19 protein-coding genes are annotated in these 15,212 nt (G+C 53.7%); 8 read left to right on the forward strand and 11 right to left on the reverse strand.

The window, feature by feature from the left end:
* Complete coding sequence (locus tag Q334_RS0113690; protein ID WP_027313708.1) at window positions 1-378, forward strand: DUF2069 domain-containing protein; 378 nt, start codon at window positions 1-3, stop codon at window positions 376-378.
* 94 nt (window positions 379-472) lie between these two features.
* Here Q334_RS0113690 and Q334_RS0113695 read toward each other — a convergent pair whose 3' ends face one another.
* From Q334_RS0113695 to Q334_RS0113710, 4 genes are read right to left on the reverse strand one after another with little or no spacing between them, the layout of a single operon-like run.
* Window positions 473-685 carry a hypothetical protein gene (locus Q334_RS0113695; protein WP_027313709.1) on the reverse strand — a complete coding sequence of 71 codons (213 nt, stop codon included), beginning with the start codon at window positions 683-685 and terminating at the stop codon, window positions 473-475.
* Window positions 686-703: 18 nt separating this feature from the next.
* Complete coding sequence (gene hda / locus Q334_RS0113700; protein ID WP_027313710.1) at window positions 704-1,408, reverse strand: DnaA regulatory inactivator Hda; 705 nt, start codon at window positions 1,406-1,408, stop codon at window positions 704-706.
* A 59-nt stretch (window positions 1,409-1,467) separates the two neighbouring features.
* Entirely contained in the window at window positions 1,468-2,577 is a 1,110-nt protein-coding gene (locus Q334_RS0113705; RefSeq protein ID WP_051527803.1) for an AI-2E family transporter, read from the reverse strand.
* Window positions 2,574-3,608: a DUF2066 domain-containing protein gene (locus tag Q334_RS0113710; protein ID WP_027313712.1), complete on the reverse strand. Its 1,035-nt coding sequence runs from the start codon at window positions 3,606-3,608 to the stop codon at window positions 2,574-2,576. The genes Q334_RS0113705 and Q334_RS0113710 overlap by 4 nt, the downstream gene beginning before the upstream one ends.
* Before the next feature lie 230 nt (window positions 3,609-3,838).
* Here Q334_RS0113710 and purM point away from each other — a divergent pair, with 230 nt between their 5' ends.
* From purM to Q334_RS19185, 4 genes are read left to right on the forward strand one after another with little or no spacing between them, the layout of a single operon-like run.
* Complete coding sequence (purM, locus tag Q334_RS0113715; RefSeq protein WP_035461731.1) at window positions 3,839-4,891, forward strand: phosphoribosylformylglycinamidine cyclo-ligase; 1,053 nt, start codon at window positions 3,839-3,841, stop codon at window positions 4,889-4,891.
* Entirely contained in the window at window positions 4,892-5,536 is a 645-nt protein-coding gene (purN, locus tag Q334_RS0113720; protein WP_027313714.1) for a phosphoribosylglycinamide formyltransferase, read from the forward strand.
* A gap of 1 nt (window position 5,537) precedes the next feature.
* Window positions 5,538-6,242, forward strand: a complete 705-nt coding sequence (locus Q334_RS0113725; protein ID WP_027313715.1) for a DUF3108 domain-containing protein — start codon at window positions 5,538-5,540, stop codon at window positions 6,240-6,242.
* A gap of 21 nt (window positions 6,243-6,263) precedes the next feature.
* Window positions 6,264-6,530: a YfcL family protein gene (locus Q334_RS19185; RefSeq protein ID WP_035461634.1), complete on the forward strand. Its 267-nt coding sequence runs from the start codon at window positions 6,264-6,266 to the stop codon at window positions 6,528-6,530.
* A 66-nt stretch (window positions 6,531-6,596) separates the two neighbouring features.
* Here Q334_RS19185 and Q334_RS0113735 read toward each other — a convergent pair whose 3' ends face one another.
* Genes Q334_RS0113735 through potA form a run of 3 tightly spaced genes read right to left on the reverse strand, consistent with a single transcriptional unit; the run spans window position 6,597 to window position 9,440 of the window.
* Window positions 6,597-7,403 carry an ABC transporter permease subunit gene (locus Q334_RS0113735; protein ID WP_211249548.1) on the reverse strand — a complete coding sequence of 269 codons (807 nt, stop codon included), beginning with the start codon at window positions 7,401-7,403 and terminating at the stop codon, window positions 6,597-6,599.
* Window positions 7,393-8,298 carry an ABC transporter permease subunit gene (locus Q334_RS0113740; protein WP_155889003.1) on the reverse strand — a complete coding sequence of 302 codons (906 nt, stop codon included), beginning with the start codon at window positions 8,296-8,298 and terminating at the stop codon, window positions 7,393-7,395. Before Q334_RS0113740 ends, Q334_RS0113735 begins: the two co-directional genes overlap by 11 nt.
* Entirely contained in the window at window positions 8,295-9,440 is a 1,146-nt protein-coding gene (potA, locus tag Q334_RS0113745) for a polyamine ABC transporter ATP-binding protein (RefSeq protein ID WP_027313718.1), read from the reverse strand. The genes Q334_RS0113740 and potA overlap by 4 nt, the downstream gene beginning before the upstream one ends.
* Window positions 9,441-9,626: 186 nt before the next feature.
* On the opposite strand from potA, the gene Q334_RS0113750 reads away from it, so the two are divergent.
* Window positions 9,627-11,126: a sensor domain-containing diguanylate cyclase gene (locus Q334_RS0113750; RefSeq protein WP_027313719.1), complete on the forward strand. Its 1,500-nt coding sequence runs from the start codon at window positions 9,627-9,629 to the stop codon at window positions 11,124-11,126.
* A 64-nt stretch (window positions 11,127-11,190) separates the two neighbouring features.
* On the opposite strand, the gene Q334_RS0113755 is transcribed toward Q334_RS0113750, so the two are convergent.
* Complete coding sequence (locus Q334_RS0113755; RefSeq protein ID WP_035461636.1) at window positions 11,191-11,739, reverse strand: cupin domain-containing protein; 549 nt, start codon at window positions 11,737-11,739, stop codon at window positions 11,191-11,193.
* Between the two features lie 342 nt (window positions 11,740-12,081).
* On the opposite strand from Q334_RS0113755, the gene ald reads away from it, so the two are divergent.
* Window positions 12,082-13,194, forward strand: coding sequence for an alanine dehydrogenase (gene ald / locus Q334_RS0113760; protein WP_027313721.1), 1,113 nt, complete (start codon window positions 12,082-12,084; stop codon window positions 13,192-13,194).
* Between the two features lie 61 nt (window positions 13,195-13,255).
* Here the strand turns inward: ald and rhtB are convergent, their stop codons facing one another.
* On the reverse strand, window positions 13,256-13,873 hold the full coding sequence (gene rhtB, locus Q334_RS0113765) for a homoserine/homoserine lactone efflux protein (RefSeq protein WP_027313722.1): 618 nt from the start codon (window positions 13,871-13,873) through the stop codon (window positions 13,256-13,258).
* Entirely contained in the window at window positions 13,870-14,214 is a 345-nt protein-coding gene (locus tag Q334_RS19190) for a hypothetical protein (protein WP_051527804.1), read from the reverse strand. Before Q334_RS19190 ends, rhtB begins: the two co-directional genes overlap by 4 nt.
* 77 nt (window positions 14,215-14,291) lie before the next feature.
* Between Q334_RS19190 and creA the strand changes: the two genes are divergently transcribed.
* The gene (gene creA, locus Q334_RS0113775) at window positions 14,292-14,771 is read left to right on the forward strand and encodes a protein CreA (protein WP_027313723.1); all 480 of its coding nucleotides are present in this window, start codon (window positions 14,292-14,294) and stop codon (window positions 14,769-14,771) included.
* Between the two features lie 178 nt (window positions 14,772-14,949).
* Here the strand turns inward: creA and Q334_RS0113780 are convergent, their stop codons facing one another.
* Entirely contained in the window at window positions 14,950-15,210 is a 261-nt protein-coding gene (locus tag Q334_RS0113780; protein WP_027313724.1) for a DUF6489 family protein, read from the reverse strand.
* Between the last annotated feature and the right edge of the window lie 2 nt (window positions 15,211-15,212).

The following is a 15,212-nucleotide window of genomic DNA, read 5'->3' on the forward strand; positions in this document are numbered from 1 at the left end:
ATGTCGGCCCCCGCCCCCTTTAAACTTCGCCTTTGCCGACTACTGGTGATGAGCTGCCTGCCAGGCCTGATTGCCCTCTACAGCGCCTGGTACCTATGGATACTACCGCCCCAGGGGATCAGCCCCTGGTTACCCTGGGGATTGCATGCGCTGCCCTTGTTGCTGTTTCTGCCCAGCATTAGCCAAGGTAAATTACGTCCCCATGCCTGGCTGTGTTTTTTACTGCTGCTTTACTTTACCAGCTCGGTGCTGGCCCTGATGATACCGACCAAAATGCTGCTCGCCGCAGTGGAGCTGACGTTAATTTGCCTGCTGTTTACTGCGGCCATGATGTATACCCGCTGGCAAAGCCGCTGGCTGAAAGGTGAGCTGAACTAACCTGCCAGCCCGATAAAACAATAGGGCCAAGGTAACGGTTCGCCATCACCTTGGCCCTATCTCAGTGAGCCCTGTCCAGCAACGGATAACGAAGCTATTCAAAGTCCTCTTCAATTTCCGTAATGACACTGCTACCACACTTCACGCACTTCCCCTCCACATAAATACGCCCTTCCAGCTCATACTCCTGTGGTTCGGTCATACCCAGATCCATCTCCATACAGGTGTTGCACCAAGTCTGCTGCAAAAAAGCCTGCTGATCATCCTGGCTACGTTTAGAGAAATCACGGGGAATCGCTTTTGCCATACTGGGCTCCAACTACGACTACCAACCCAGGGTAGTCTTAACAAAGGGAATCGTGAGTTTACGTTTAGCGGCAAAGGAGGCGTCATCCAGCTTCTCTAAGACCGCCAGCAGTGCCCGACTGCCACGAGGCGCCCGGGACAAAATAAAGCGCGCCACCTCATCGGGCAAATCCATTCCCCGTGCGTGGGCGTGTAGTTTTAACGCCTGTAAGCGCCCATTATCATCCAACTGCTGTAACTGCAGCACCATGCCCCAGCTCAGCCGCGACTGTAAATCCGCCAGACTGAGTGGTAGCTGCCGCGGAGGCATGCTAGCCCCGACTAACAGCGGTTTCTGCTGCTCGCGCAGGCGATTGAATAAATGGAACACCCCTTCTTGCCAGGCAGGATTGGTAGCAATGACCTGGATATCATCCAGGCATACCAAATCCAATTGATCGAGATTTTCCAGCAAAGCTACCGGGTAGTCTGCCAACTCAGCCATCGGCAAATACACCGCAGCCCGCCCCGCTTTACCCGCCAGATGACAGGCTGCCTGCAGCAAATGGCTCACTCCGGCCCCTGTACTTCCCCACAGGTATAAAAACTGCTCAGCCTGGGGCTGCCATAGGCCACGCACACTGGCCACCGCCAGTTCATTACCTTGGTCGACAAAGTTTTCCAAGGTGGCATCTTCACGCAGCTGTAGCCACAAGGGCAATTGCACTGGCCCCTTAGCGACCATGCTGAATACCTATTTGCATCATGGTTAAGGCTCTATCTCTCGCTGCTGTCATCTAGCCGCTACTGGGGTGGAGGAAGATCATCACTGCTTTCAGGCTTAATCCGCGCCGCGCCGGGCGCGCGATTATACAGGTGACTCGACTTATAGTGACCATGTACATGACTGAGAAACACCCGAATCACCGCAGCAATCGGCAACGCCAACAAAATGCCAGTCAGGCCAAATAACTGCCCCCCCGCCAGGATGGCAAAAATAACCGCCACAGGGTGCAAACCGATCCGGTCGCCAACCAGCCAGGGGGTTAACACCATACCCTCCAGCATTTGGCCCACCATAAACACTACCCCCACCCCTATCAGGGGGGTAAGGGTATCGAACTGCAGTAGCGCCGCAATCAGGGCGGCACCCAAACCGACAATCATACCCAGGTAGGGCACGATACTGGCCAACCCCGCCAGCATGCCAATTAACAGTGCAAGCTTTAACCCCACCAGCGATAGACCCAGGGCGTAAATTCCCCCCAACGCCACCATGACAGTGAGTTGTCCGCGCATAAAGGAGCTCAAAACTTCATCGCACTCACTGGCCCAGCTACTTACTACCGGCTCGACATTGCGGGGCAATAACTCGCGAATTTTCGCCACCAATACATCCCAATCGCGCAGTAAATAAAAGGTCACCACCGGAATCAGGGCCAAGTTCGCCCCCCAGGCCAATACATCCAGGCTCGACTTGGTCGCACTGGTTAACAGACCCGTGACAATATCGGTGGTTTGCTGCCAGTTTGCCGTTAATGCCTGCCGCACTTTGGCCAGCAACTGCGCATCCAGCTCAACCCCTAGGGTGACCTGCAACCAGGGCAACACCTGCTTTTGCAGCACCTCCAAAGCCTGGGGAATCAACTGTGCCAAGGCTTCTAACTGTCGCCCCAGCAGCGGCAACAGCAGCAACAATACCCCCAACAAAATCAATGTCATGATGAAGAACAATGTCACTACCGCCCAGGTGCGGCTCATGCCCCTCGCCTCCAGGCGATCCGCCAACGGATCAGCCAGATAGGCTAGCAACATTCCGATCAGGAAAGGGGCCAGGATAGGTTGCAGTAGATACAGCAACAGGGCACAGCCCGCCGCCATCAAAAGCAGCCAACGTTCCTGCGCCGTGGTCATGGTTGCACCTGCCAAAAATAGCGCAGTACCTGTGGATTGCTGCCGGAGGTTTGTTGCAAACGTCGCTCCAAAGCCAATGCCTGTTCAAGCTGGCTCAAATCACCACGGGTATTAATTTTGACTCGCACCGAGTCCCCCACCAGCCATTCCAATTGATAGGACTCAATGATGGACAAGCTCTGCAAAAAGCGCTCTAGCTGCTGCCAGTCGGTAAAGCTGCGCATCCCTGCCACCTCAAGGGCAAGATGCTCACCTGAGGTGGCCTGATAAACGCCGTAGTTACCCGCCAAGTGCTCAGCCAACTGAGCAATCACATCCGTGCCGATTTGCTCTAACTGCGGCTGCTCACTGCTAAAGGACACCTTGCGGCCTTGCGCATCCAGCAGCTGCCACTGGCTGTGCCACTGGGTATCCTGCTGATAAACCCGTCCCACTAACACCTGATCCGCCCGATAACGTTCAGACGCTGCCTGGATCGGTTGGGCAAAAAAGCCCCATACTGCCGCCTCATCCAGTGCCAGCTCATCCTGCAAATCAAGTAAGGGACGATACAGCGGCACTCCTCGATCACGGGCGGCTTGCTGCATAGCAATACTGAGTGGGTGCTCCCCCACTAACATGCGCGCGCCCTCTTCTTCCACCGCCAGCCATAGCAGCACTGCAGGGCGGTTATCCCCCCACGCGGCTAAACCAGCCTGTTTCAGCAGGGTCAAGATGGCATTGGCATCAAACTCCAGCACCAGCTCAAAGCCAGCGGGGGCATTTTGATAGTGATAGGTCAGTAAGTAGTTTTCAGGTCGCTCCAGCGCCGTTTGGATATTGTCATTGCGCAATAAAGCCTGACGCCCAAGCACCTTCAACAGCACCTGTTGCAAGCCAGCCTGAATACTCGCCTGACGAGTCGCCTCCGTCTGCTCCGCCACCTCGATGCGAGCATGGTAGAGCTCACCCAACGTCACTGCCTGAACGGGTAGTCCGCTCCACAGCAAACAGAGTAACAGCATCACACTGGCGTAGCGTTGCACCTTCACCCTTGGCTCCTTGTTGCTATCCATTCACGACCTTTGCTGCTCTGCCTGGGCCACCTGCAACCACATGCTCTGCATGCCAGAAACAGCCGTCGTTTTGACAAACTGCTGGGATAGTATCACCCCCAAGGCAGTGCGCCCAGTACAGGAGTCGCCTCCCTTCGGTTGAGCTGCTAAAATAGCCCCCTGATTTTTCTCTCTCCCTTTTAGTTTGGCATTGGAACCGAATGACCATGACCTCCCCCGACAACAAGCCCTCTCTCAGTTATAAAGACGCTGGTGTCGACATTGATGCCGGCAACGCCCTGGTAGAACGTATTAAAGGCGTTGCCAAGCGCACCAAGCGTCCAGAAGTACTGGGCGGGCTGGGTGGCTTTGGCGCCCTCTGTGAAATCCCTGCTGGTTACCGCCAACCCGTGCTGGTTTCTGGCACTGACGGTGTGGGCACCAAGCTGCGTTTAGCCATGGATCTGGGCAAGCACGACAGTATCGGTATCGACCTGGTGGCCATGTGCGTGAATGACCTGGTGGTTGCGGGTGCCGAACCACTGTTCTTCCTGGACTACTATGCAACCGGCAAACTCAATGTTGATATCGCTGCCCGTGTGGTCACCGGCATTGGTGAAGGTTGTGAACAGGCCGGCTGTGCGCTAGTAGGCGGCGAAACCGCTGAAATGCCCGGCATGTATGAGGGAGAAGACTACGATCTGGCCGGTTTCTGTGTCGGCGTGGTGGAAAAAAGCGACATTATTGATGGCAGTAAAGTGGCGGAAGGCGATGCGCTGATCGCCCTGGCCTCCAGCGGCCCGCACTCCAATGGTTACTCTTTGATTCGCAAAATCCTCAGCGTCAGCGGCGCCAACCCTGAACAGCCTCTGGCCGGCAGTGATGCCAGCCTGGCTGATGCGCTGATGCAACCTACCCGCATTTACGTCAAGCAGCTACTGCAACTGATCAAGCAGGTGGATGTGCGTGCCCTGGCCCACATTACTGGCGGCGGTTTGCTGGAAAACATTCCCCGTGTGCTGCCCGCCAACAGTAAAGCGGTGCTGGATAGCCAAAGCTGGCAACTGCCACCTGTCTTCCAGTGGCTGCAACAGGCTGGCAATGTCGAAATGCGTGAAATGTACCGCACCTTTAACTGCGGGGTGGGCATGGTCATCTGCGTGCCCCAAGCACAAGTCGATGCAGCCCTGGCTCAGCTGCAAGCGGCTGGCGAGCAAGCCTGGGTAATTGGCCGTATTGAGGCGGCCCAGGCAGGCGAAGAACAGGTGGAGATGCGCTAAGTGAAACGTATCCTGGTATTGATTTCCGGCAGCGGCAGTAACCTACAGGCGCTACTGGATATGAGCAGCCAGGATGGTTACCCCGCCAGCATCGTTGCGGTGATTTCTAACCGTGCCGATGCTTACGGACTGGAGCGAGCACGCCTGGCGGGCGTGCCTGCTCTATGCCTCAACCATCGTGACTATGCCAGCCGAGAAGCCTACGACCAGGCCTTGATGGCCTGTATTGATGAGCACCAACCGGATCTGGTAGTACTCGCTGGCTTTATGCGCATTCTGACCGAAGACTTTACCCGCCACTACAGCGGTCGCCTACTCAACATCCACCCCTCCCTGCTACCCAAATTCAAAGGCCTGCATACCCATGCCCGCGCCTTGGAAGCCGGAGAGCAATGGCACGGCGCCAGTGTGCACTTTGTCACTGCAGAGTTGGATGGAGGCCCTGTCATTATTCAGGGACGAGTGGCAATTGATGCCCAGGACACGGCGGACACTCTGGCACAACGAGTGCACCAAATCGAACACCAAATCTACCCCCAAGCAGTGACCTGGTTTTGTCAGGATCGTCTGCAATGGCGTGATGGTCAGGCCTGGCTTGACGGCCAGCCGCTTCCAGCCGAAGGGATACAGGTCGGAGCAAACTAAGATGAAACTGGGCAAGTTGATGGCCACGCTAAGTCTAAGCTTGGCCAGTTTGATCCCCCTCCAGGGGCTAAGCGATGAACTGAAGCCCTTCCGTGCGGTGTACAGCACTGAGATCGAAGCCGGCGTCAATATGAGCGCCGAGGCGGTACGCGAACTCAAGCCACTTGGCAATGGTGAGTGGCAACTCTCTATTACCATTTCCAATATGCTCGCCAACCTGCAGGAGAGCAGTCGCTTCCGTCTCGCTGATCAGCGAGTGCAGCCGCTGGAGTACCGTTACCACCGCAAAGTCTTGAGCAAGACCCGCGATGCCCTCTTAACCTTTGACTGGCAACAGGGCCATGTACATAACCAAGTCCAAGAACAGCCCTGGAAGATGGACATCCCTGCCGGCACCCAAGACAAAATCAGCTACCAAGCTCAGCTACGTTTGGACCTATTGCGTGCCAGCGAAAACCTCAGCTACCCCGTAGCGGGAGGCGGTAAGTTGCAACGCTATAGCTTCGAGCAACTTGGACAAGAGCAAATTACCACCCCTATAGGGCGCTTTGATGCCGTTAAAATACGCCGTATCCAGAACCCCGGCAGCGATCGGGAAACCCTAATCTGGATGGCTCCCGCGCTGGATTATCAGATTGTTCAGCTGGAATTGATCGAGAAAGAAGACAACAAAGCCTATCGTTTAGTGCTGAAGTCCCTCGACTAACCCGATAACCGTGAGACCCTTATGACCTCTGCTTTTGTCACCTATGGCGATGATCTTGATGCCAAGTTACGCATCCTCGAAGAGCAGGCCGCCGATGATCAACTCTTTGCCTACGCCTATCTAATGGGCCACCTCGGACTCATTACCTGCCAAGAGCTTGAGACCGTCGCCCAATACAATCAGCTAATGGAACAAGCCCTGGCCGAAGGTTTTGCCGTTGATCACCTAAGCGAAGATGACAAAACGCTGATTAACCAACTATGGCAGCAACTCAAGCAGCCAGGCTAACCCCCTATCTTTTCGCTGCCCATAAAAAAGCCGGACTCAAGATCCGGCTTTTTTGATCAAGGCTGGTCAGGCGCGCGCCTGCTCCTTTTCTGCCTTGCGAGCAAACCACCAAGCAACCAACACGGCAATCGCCACGACCGCCACAATGAGAGTAGCCAGTGCATTGATCTTAGGGCTCACCCCTAAGCGCACACTGGAAAACACCACCATCGGCAAGGTTGTTGAGCCCGGCCCAGAAACAAAGCTGGCAATCACCAAATCATCCATCGACAGGGTAAAGGCCAACAGCCAACCCGCCGCCAACGAGGGGGCAATAATAGGCAACGTCACCAGCCAAAAGACTTTAAAGGGGGGCGCACCTAGATCTAAGGCGGCCTCCTCCAAGGAAGCATCCATTTCTTTTAAGCGCGCACTCACCACAATCGCCACATAAGCAGTACAGAAGGTCACGTGAGCCATCCAGATGGTCAGGGCGCCACGATCCTGCGGCCACCCCAGTACCTGCCCCATCGCCACAAAGGTCAGCAGTAATGCCAAGCCGGTGATGACATCAGGCATCACCAGGGGGGCATTAATCATCCCACCAAACAGGGTATGACCACGAAAACGACCAAAGCGAATCAGGGTGAATGCCGCCAGTGTTCCTAATACCACAGCCGCGGTAGCCGCTGACATGGCAATCTTCAGACTCATCCAGACCGCATCCATCATCTGCCGATCGGCGAATAACTCTCCATACCACTTAGTAGAGAAGCCAGACCATACCGTGACCAAGCGCGACTCGTTAAAGGAATAACCTATCAACAAGGCAATGGGCAGATAGAGAAAAGTAAAGCCCAGCGTTAATACCGTCAGAGAAAGTTTATTCTTCACGCTGATTCTCCTCGGCCTGATAACGGTTAAAGAGTGCAATCGGCACCACCAGCAACAGCAGCATAATCACCGCTACCGCTGAGGCGATTGGCCAAGCCCGGTTATTAAAAAACTCCTGCCACAGCACCTTACCGATCATCAGAGTATCCGCACCACCCAGCAATGCCGGAATCACAAACTCCCCTACCGCCGGAATAAACACCAGCATAGAGCCGGCAATAATGCCGCGTTTGGAGAGGGGCAACGTCACGGTGATAAAGGTTTTCCAGGGACGCGCCCCCAGGTCTGCCGCGGCTTCCAACAGGCTTAAATCCATTTTGATCAGGTTGGCGTACAGCGGCAGGATCATAAAGGGCAAATAGGCATAGACAATCCCGATATAAACCGCCACATCGGTATGCAAAATGGTCAACGGCAAATCTATCACCCCCAGGCTGATCAGGGTGCTATTGACCAGGCCATCACTCTTTAAAATCCCCATCCAGGCATATACCCGAATCAGGAAAGACGTCCAGGACGGCAAAATGACCAACATCAACAGCACGTTGCGTACCGAAGGGGTACTACGGGCAATGAAATAAGCCATGGGATAGCCAATCAGCAGACACAAAAGCGTCGAGACAAAGGCCATTTTGACCGAGCTGAGATAGGCTAAAAAATAGAGATCGTCTTCCAATAGAAAGAGGTAATTGCCCAAATTCAACTGAATATTGAGCACACCCTCTTCGTAGTTAAGCAGATCGGTATAAGGCGGAATGGCGATAGCCGAATCCGCCAAACTGATCTTCAGCACAATGGCAAAGGGAATAAAGAAGAACAGCAGCATCCACAAATAGGGTACCGCTATCACCCAGGTTCGGCCGCGCTGCAAAGCACGCATCAGGGCCGCCATCATGATGTCAGCACCACGCCGCTGGCTTCATCCCAGCTCAAAAATACCTGATCACCCCAGGTAGGGCGACGCTGACTGCGACGTTCCATATTAGCCACGGTGCACAACACCTGTTTCCCACCAGGCAAGAGCACGTGATAAATCGAATGCCCACCCAGGTAAGCAATATCTTTTACCTGCCCCTGCACCCAGTTATAGGCTTGTGCAGGCTGTTCGCTGGTTAACTGCACTTTCTCCGGACGCACCGCCACACTCACCGCCATCCCAAGGCTGATAGAGGCATTATGCTCAACTTGCAGAGGTTGACCGAGTTCAGCACTGCTAATCAGCATGCTGCCATCGGCATCAGCGCTCACCACGCCATCAAAGAGATTAACCGAGCCGATAAACTCGGCCGTCATGCGGCAGTTGGGGTACTCGTAAATATCGGTGGGGGTACCCACTTGGCGAATTTCACCAGCATCCATGATGCCAATGCGCCCGGCCATGGTCATCGCCTCCTCTTGGTCATGGGTCACCATGACACAGGTCACTCCCACTTTTTCGATGATATCCACGACTTCCAGCTGCATACGAGTACGCAACTTTTTATCCAACGCCCCCATGGGCTCATCCAGCAACAGCAATTTGGGATGTTTTGCCAGACTACGGGCAAGGGCCACACGCTGGCGCTGGCCACCCGACAACTGATGAGGCTTACGCTTGGCAAACTTTTCCATGTGCACCAGGCGTAGCATTTCTGCCACACGATCCTGGATTTCCGCCTTAGCTAATTTGTCCTGCTTCAAACCAAAGGCAATATTCTGCTCGACCGACATATGCGGGAACAGGGCATAGGATTGAAACATCATATTGATAGGACGCTGATAGGGCGGCAACTTACTCACATCCTGCCCATCCAGCAAAATGCGGCCACTGGTCGGCGTTTCAAAACCAGCTAACATGCGCAACAGGGTGGTCTTGCCACAACCCGAGCCGCCCAAGAGTGCAAATATCTCTCCTTCGCGGATATCCAGACTCACCTCACAGACCGCTAAGGTTTCGCCAAATTGCTTGGTTACCTTCTCAATCTGCAGCAGCGCCTTGGGTTCGCTTCCTGTACTGAAGCCTACTCCCCCCGGCGGTTGTTCAGCTGCTGTGGCCATCGTTTTCCTATTGCCTCCACCCCAATAAAAGTCTAAGTTTCAAAACACCCCTTTTTCAGGGAAAATGGTGATCCTTTGTGCTTGGCGAACACAATCGCGCAATTATATCAGCGCCTTAGCTTAATGAAATGCACCGCGCCAAGATAGTTACAGGGTCTTTAAGCCCATTCAGAGTTGTATATCTTCATGGATCAGCAGTTTGAGCAGCGCTTACAACATTGCACCCAGCTTCCCTCGCTTCCGACGGTGGTGATGCAGCTAATTGAGGTCGCGGGCAGCGACGATCTGGAACCCGAACAGATCACCGACATTATTTCCAAAGATCCGGCCTTAGCCGCCAAGGTGATCCGTGTTGCCAACTCTCCTTTGTTTGGCCAACGGCAGAAAACCCACTCTATTCAACAGGCTGTGATTAAGCTCGGTATTAATGCCGTTTTTTCTTTAGCCCTGACCTTTAGCCTGTCCATGCACCTTCGCCAACGTGCTACGCCAGGACTGGATAGCAATCGCCTCTGGCGCCGCGCCTTTATTGCTTCCATTGCCGCCCGTACCCTGGGCAGACTCCGCCAGCTCAACAACACTGAAGAGCTGTTTTTAGCCGCGCTATTACAGGATATCGGCGTATTAGCCCTATATTCAGTCTGTGAACAAGACTACGCCCAGCTATTACAGGAAGTGAAAACTCACCAGGATATTCTCCGAGTAGAGCGACAGTCCTTTCACACTGACCATACTGAGGTTGGGCACTGGTTATTACATCATTGGCGCTTTCCAGAGCTACTCTGCCGAGCCGTGCAGAGCTCAGATGACTTAGCGATTCTGGAAGCGAATGAGGAGACAGCACAGTTTCTTTCCATCGTGGCGATTTCTGGGCGAATTGCTGATATCTGGCTACTGGGCAATACCCGTCAAGCGGCCTTTGCCGCGATGATCGCCAATCAAAAACTGATGCAGCTCACCGATGCCGACTTCCAGTTCTTGCTGGATGAAGTCTCCCGGCAAATGGATGATTACAGTCAACTATTTGAAGTCGAGCTGATCAGCAGCCAATATGCCGCCCAGATTCAAGCAAGTGCCGCTGAGGTGCTAGCCATTCGCAATATCACCTTAGTGCGTGAGATACGCCAAGAACGACAACGGGCAGAGTTGCTGCAAGAAAAGAATCGATCACTGGAAGAACAAATCAAGCGCGACAGCCTGACCGGTCTTTATAACCGCCACTATCTGGATCGTATTCTGCCAATGGAGTTTGAAGAGGCGAATCAAAATAACTGGCCCCTCACCCTCTTTTTTATCGACCTCGACCACTTCAAACAGGTCAACGATGCCCACGGCCATCGTACCGGCGACGAACTATTGAAAGCCATTGCCCGCTATCTGCAACGGGAACTACGTCGCTCCGACATTATTACCCGCTATGGTGGTGAAGAGTTTGTGGTACTGCTACCGGGCACTAATGAAGAAGATGGTTATCAATTGGCTGACCGTTTACGCCAGGGCATTCATAGTATTGAGGTCACATCAGAGCGTGGCGACACGGTTAGCGTTACCACCTCCATTGGCGTTGCCTGCCACAGCGAACTCCATCCATTCGTTGATGCTGACATGCTAGTGCGGGCGGCAGATAAAGTGCTCTATGCTGCCAAAGAGGAAGGACGTAATCGCGTTCTCCGACACAAGCACTAAATCCAAAAAAAGCGCCTGAGGCGCTTTTTTAATGGGGTCTTGTTATGAAACCTAACCGACCCTCTTAGAGCGAAGGCGGATTATTTGCACTGACAATCACACAGTCTACCTCACCGGGATTGCGGAAACGGTGTGGAATTTGACTATCAAAGAAATAACCATCGCCAGGGTGCAATACGCGGCTTTCATCACCCACTGTTAATTCCAGTATCCCCTGGATCACTACCCCCCCTTCCTGTCCTTCATGCACCAACATATCTTCGCCGGTATCTGAACCAGGAGGATACGTCTCATGCAACACTGACAGGGTTCGATTGGGATGGTTATAGCCCACCAAACGCAGGGCGATATTGCCGTGACCAAGATTCGGCAATTCAGCAGATTGATAAAACACCTGTTTTTTCTCTGGCACGTCCAGGGTAAAAAACTGCTGCAAGGACATGGGAATACCATCCAACACTTTCTTTAGCGAACTGACAGATGGACTCACCCGATTCTGCTCAATCAAAGAAATAGTACTGTTTGTAACGCCTGCACGTTTCGCTAGCTCTCGCTGGGATAACCCATGCTGCTTACGCACTTCTTTCAAGCGTGTTCCCACGTCAATGCTCATCACAACGCCCTTGCTTAGTTTTTATCAGCGCAACAACCCGTTGAATAATAGTTATTGTCAATTTTTTTAAACAAGTAAAGTTTCACGGATTGGATCAAGGTTTTATCACAAGGCCTAGAGAACACCAAGCCCAGACACCGATTAAATGCAGTGAAACAATTGCGATAGCGCAAGGTAATTCCGGCCAATGCTTGAAAAAATTGGCCACGCGTTCTAGATAAAAGACAAATCTATTAGCAGACGTCCGCCCAGCCACTGTCCACCGACAGTGATGACTGAATCAGGCCAAGCGTCCTAGTGAGGGGAGCTCCCCTCTTTTTTGCCCTACCTAGGAGAAGCTAAATGCGTATCGGTGTACCCAAGGAAATTAAAAACCACGAATACCGAGTCGGTCTGACCCCCGCAGGCGTGCAGGAGTTTACCAGCCAAGGCCACAGTGTGTGGGTTCAACAACACGCCGGCGAGAGCATCGGCTTTAGTGATGATGACTACCGAAAAGCCGGCGCCACCCTGGTTGCCACCGCGGAGGAAGTATTCGAACAGGCAGAGATAATCATCAAGGTCAAAGAGCCCCAACCTCAAGAGTGCCGCCTACTCAATAGCAAACACCTCCTATTTACCTATCTCCACCTGGCAGCCGATCGTCAGCAAACCGACCTACTGCTCGCCAGCGGTTGTACTGCCGTGGCCTATGAAACGGTCGAAGATGCTCAAGGTCGCCTGCCACTCTTAGCTCCCATGAGTGAAGTAGCAGGACGAATGGCCATCCAGGCCGGTGCTCACTGTCTGGAAAAGGCACAACAAGGCCGTGGCGTCTTACTCGCTGGCGTACCCGGAGTAGCTCCTGCCAATGTGATGATTCTCGGCGGGGGAGTGGTCGGTACCAATGCGGCACGGATGGCACTAGGCATGGGCGCCAATGTCACCATTTTGGATAAATCGATTCCACGCCTGCGCCAGCTAGATGAACTTTATGGCCCAAATCTGAAGACACTCTATGCCACCTCACACAATATCGAAGAACAATTGCGTGATGCCGACATGGTTGTAGGGGCGGTGCTAGTCCCTGGCGCAGCGGCACCTAAGTTAGTACGGCGTGAGCACCTAGCCAGTATGCAACGCGGCGCAGTTCTGGTGGATGTAGCAATTGACCAGGGTGGATGCTTTGAAACCAGTCATGCCACTACCCATGCCAATCCCACCTACGTGGTCGATGGCATCGTTCACTACTGCGTTGCCAACATGCCGGGAGCGGTCGCCCGCACCTCCACCCTGGCCCTAACCAATGCCACCCTGCCTTACGCCTTGCAACTGGCCAACAAGGGACTCGCCGCCCTGCAGGAAGATAAGGGCTTTGCTGCGGGCCTGAACATCCATGCTGGCAAACTCTGCCATGCCGGAGTAGGGGAAGCCTTTAATCTACCTAGTATCAGCCCTGCTGAGGCACTGAGCTAACTCTTACTCACGCCGTAAACAAGAGGGGGCCTAAGCCCCCTTATCTCATTTAACTACAGCATCACAGTCTGGCGGTTGCCAGCAGTCCGCCAGCTCCAACAAAAAAACCACCAAAGATGCGATTCTGCCAACGTAAACGCTCAGGTTGCTGGAAGAACACGCGCAAACGCGCAGCCAAGCTGGCAAAACCCAGCATGACCACCGTATCGACCACCACCATCGTACTCCCCAGAATGGCATACTGAGGCAGCTGCGGCGCCTGCAATTCAATAAACTGAGGGAATAACGCCACCAGGAACACGATAGACTTCGGGTTAGTGATGTTAACCAAACAAGCCTGATAAAACTGTTTACCTGCCTGCCGGCTCACACTGGCACTCTGCCAATCAAGCTCCCCTACCTCACGCCACTTCTGCACACCCAGGTAGATCAAATAGGCCACTCCAGCCCACTTGATCAGAGTAAACGCCATGGCAGAGGTTGCCACTATTGCCCCTAAACCGGCCCCCACAACCACCACCAGCACAGCCAGCCCCACCTGCAAACCGAGAATACTCGGCAAGCTGCCGACCACCCCAAAACGCAGGGCATTGCTCATGGTATTCACCGCCCCTGCACCAGGAGAAATACTCAACACCAGGGTGGCGACTAAAAAGGTCAACCAGATACTTAGACTCATAACAACGTACTCCCCCACAGCAACAAACATGCTGCCGCGGTCACTGTTGCCAACATGGGCGCCCGCTCACCAGTCAAAACTCGTTGCAGCACAATGAAATGGAGCGCCGGAAAGCTGATAAAAAGGGCGCTCAAGTTAATCCACCAGGCAAATTCTAACGCCCCCATCACCAAGGTCAGAATCAGTAGCAGTGCCCCCAGATTGCCCCAGAGCAATACCGCTTTGGGCAGGTTTGCGACGTTACCCTCACGCTGAGCCTGCTTCATGAAGCTACCGGCAGACAATGCCGCTGACATGCTCAAACTTCCCGCCAGGATAAAAAGGATCAGTTGCCAGTTCATAATCACCTCATATAGTTTAGGCACATTGTAGGGAGACCCCGGCCTGGGCTCCAGCCCCTGATCAGGAGGAAAAACTAATGAGACCGATAAGCCAGATGCTGCTCGCCGCTGGACTCGTCTGTGGCCCGCTACAAGCCGAAACCCTTGGCAGTGTGGATACCGCTTTTCAATGGTTAGGGCCTGACCACAAAATTGTCATTGAAGCTTTCGATGATCCTGACGTCAGCAATGTGGCCTGCTGGCTGAGCCGCGCCAAAACCGGTGGAGTTAAAGGAGCACTGGGCTTGGCAGAGGACACCTCCGATGCCTCGATCAGCTGTAGGCAAATCGGCCCGATTACGCTGAGCGATCGTATTCGTTCGGGCAAAGAGAATGGTGAAGAGGTGTTTCGCAAGAGCACTTCGCTCCTGTTCAAAAAACTACGGGTAGTGCGTTTCTACGATGCCAAGCGGAATACCTTGGTTTACCTGACCTACTCCGACAAGCTAGTGGAGGGCTCACCAAAAAACTCGCTCAGCACCGTCCCAATCCAACCCTGGGGAGCTCCAGCCCCCTAATCGGTAGCTCACCGGCCTACAACGCGCTAAACCGCCCGCCTGGCTAACCTGTCTAGCTTACTCACCTAGATCAGCTACTTCCTGCCAGTTAGACCTGCCATTTCTTGCTGCAGGACAGTCAAAAGCAGGGCGGCTAATGCCGCCCTTACTCATGCCAATGTTCATCTAACGAGGCAACTCAGCTCTCTTTATCCTGCTCAGAGCGCCCCATGCCTTGGCTCATCATCCCTAGTAACATTTTCTGCCAGGCATCCATGGTACCAATCGCCCCTGGCATATAGGGCTTCAACCAATTGGCAGGGTCATAGCCTTCACTGCCTGCATCCAATTGTTCACGAAATCGCTGCAGCATTTCTTGATGTAAGGGCTCCAAGTCTGGCCAACCAAGTACCTTACGCAGCTCTTCAGGACTGATATCCACTTGAATATTAAACTTCATGG

This window comes from Balneatrix alpica DSM 16621 (genome assembly GCF_000619885.1).
In the GTDB taxonomy this organism is placed as follows: Bacteria; Pseudomonadota; Gammaproteobacteria; order Pseudomonadales; family Balneatricaceae; genus Balneatrix; species Balneatrix alpica.

Coding starts and splice junctions, on each gene's coding strand:
- Q334_RS0113740 (WP_155889003.1), bottom strand. CDS start 8,298: ATGATGGCGGCCCTGATGCGTGCTTTGCAGCGCGGCCGAACCTGGGTG.
- Q334_RS0113780 (WP_027313724.1), bottom strand. CDS start 15,210: ATGAAGTTTAATATTCAAGTGGATATCAGTCCTGAAGAGCTGCGTAAG.
- Q334_RS19190 (WP_051527804.1), bottom strand. CDS start 14,214: ATGAACTGGCAACTGATCCTTTTTATCCTGGCGGGAAGTTTGAGCATG.
- potA (WP_027313718.1), bottom strand. CDS start 9,440: ATGGCCACAGCAGCTGAACAACCGCCGGGGGGAGTAGGCTTCAGTACA.
- creA (WP_027313723.1), top strand. CDS start 14,292: ATGAGACCGATAAGCCAGATGCTGCTCGCCGCTGGACTCGTCTGTGGC.
- Q334_RS0113695 (WP_027313709.1), bottom strand. CDS start 685: ATGGCAAAAGCGATTCCCCGTGATTTCTCTAAACGTAGCCAGGATGAT.
- Q334_RS0113690 (WP_027313708.1), top strand. CDS start 1: ATGTCGGCCCCCGCCCCCTTTAAACTTCGCCTTTGCCGACTACTGGTG.
- rhtB (WP_027313722.1), bottom strand. CDS start 13,873: ATGAGTCTAAGTATCTGGTTGACCTTTTTAGTCGCCACCCTGGTGTTG.
- Q334_RS19185 (WP_035461634.1), top strand. CDS start 6,264: ATGACCTCTGCTTTTGTCACCTATGGCGATGATCTTGATGCCAAGTTA.
- Q334_RS0113750 (WP_027313719.1), top strand. CDS start 9,627: ATGGATCAGCAGTTTGAGCAGCGCTTACAACATTGCACCCAGCTTCCC.
- Q334_RS0113705 (WP_051527803.1), bottom strand. CDS start 2,577: ATGACCACGGCGCAGGAACGTTGGCTGCTTTTGATGGCGGCGGGCTGT.
- ald (WP_027313721.1), top strand. CDS start 12,082: ATGCGTATCGGTGTACCCAAGGAAATTAAAAACCACGAATACCGAGTC.
- Q334_RS0113725 (WP_027313715.1), top strand. CDS start 5,538: ATGAAACTGGGCAAGTTGATGGCCACGCTAAGTCTAAGCTTGGCCAGT.
- purM (WP_035461731.1), top strand. CDS start 3,839: ATGACCTCCCCCGACAACAAGCCCTCTCTCAGTTATAAAGACGCTGGT.
- Q334_RS0113755 (WP_035461636.1), bottom strand. CDS start 11,739: ATGAGCATTGACGTGGGAACACGCTTGAAAGAAGTGCGTAAGCAGCAT.
- hda (WP_027313710.1), bottom strand. CDS start 1,408: ATGGTCGCTAAGGGGCCAGTGCAATTGCCCTTGTGGCTACAGCTGCGT.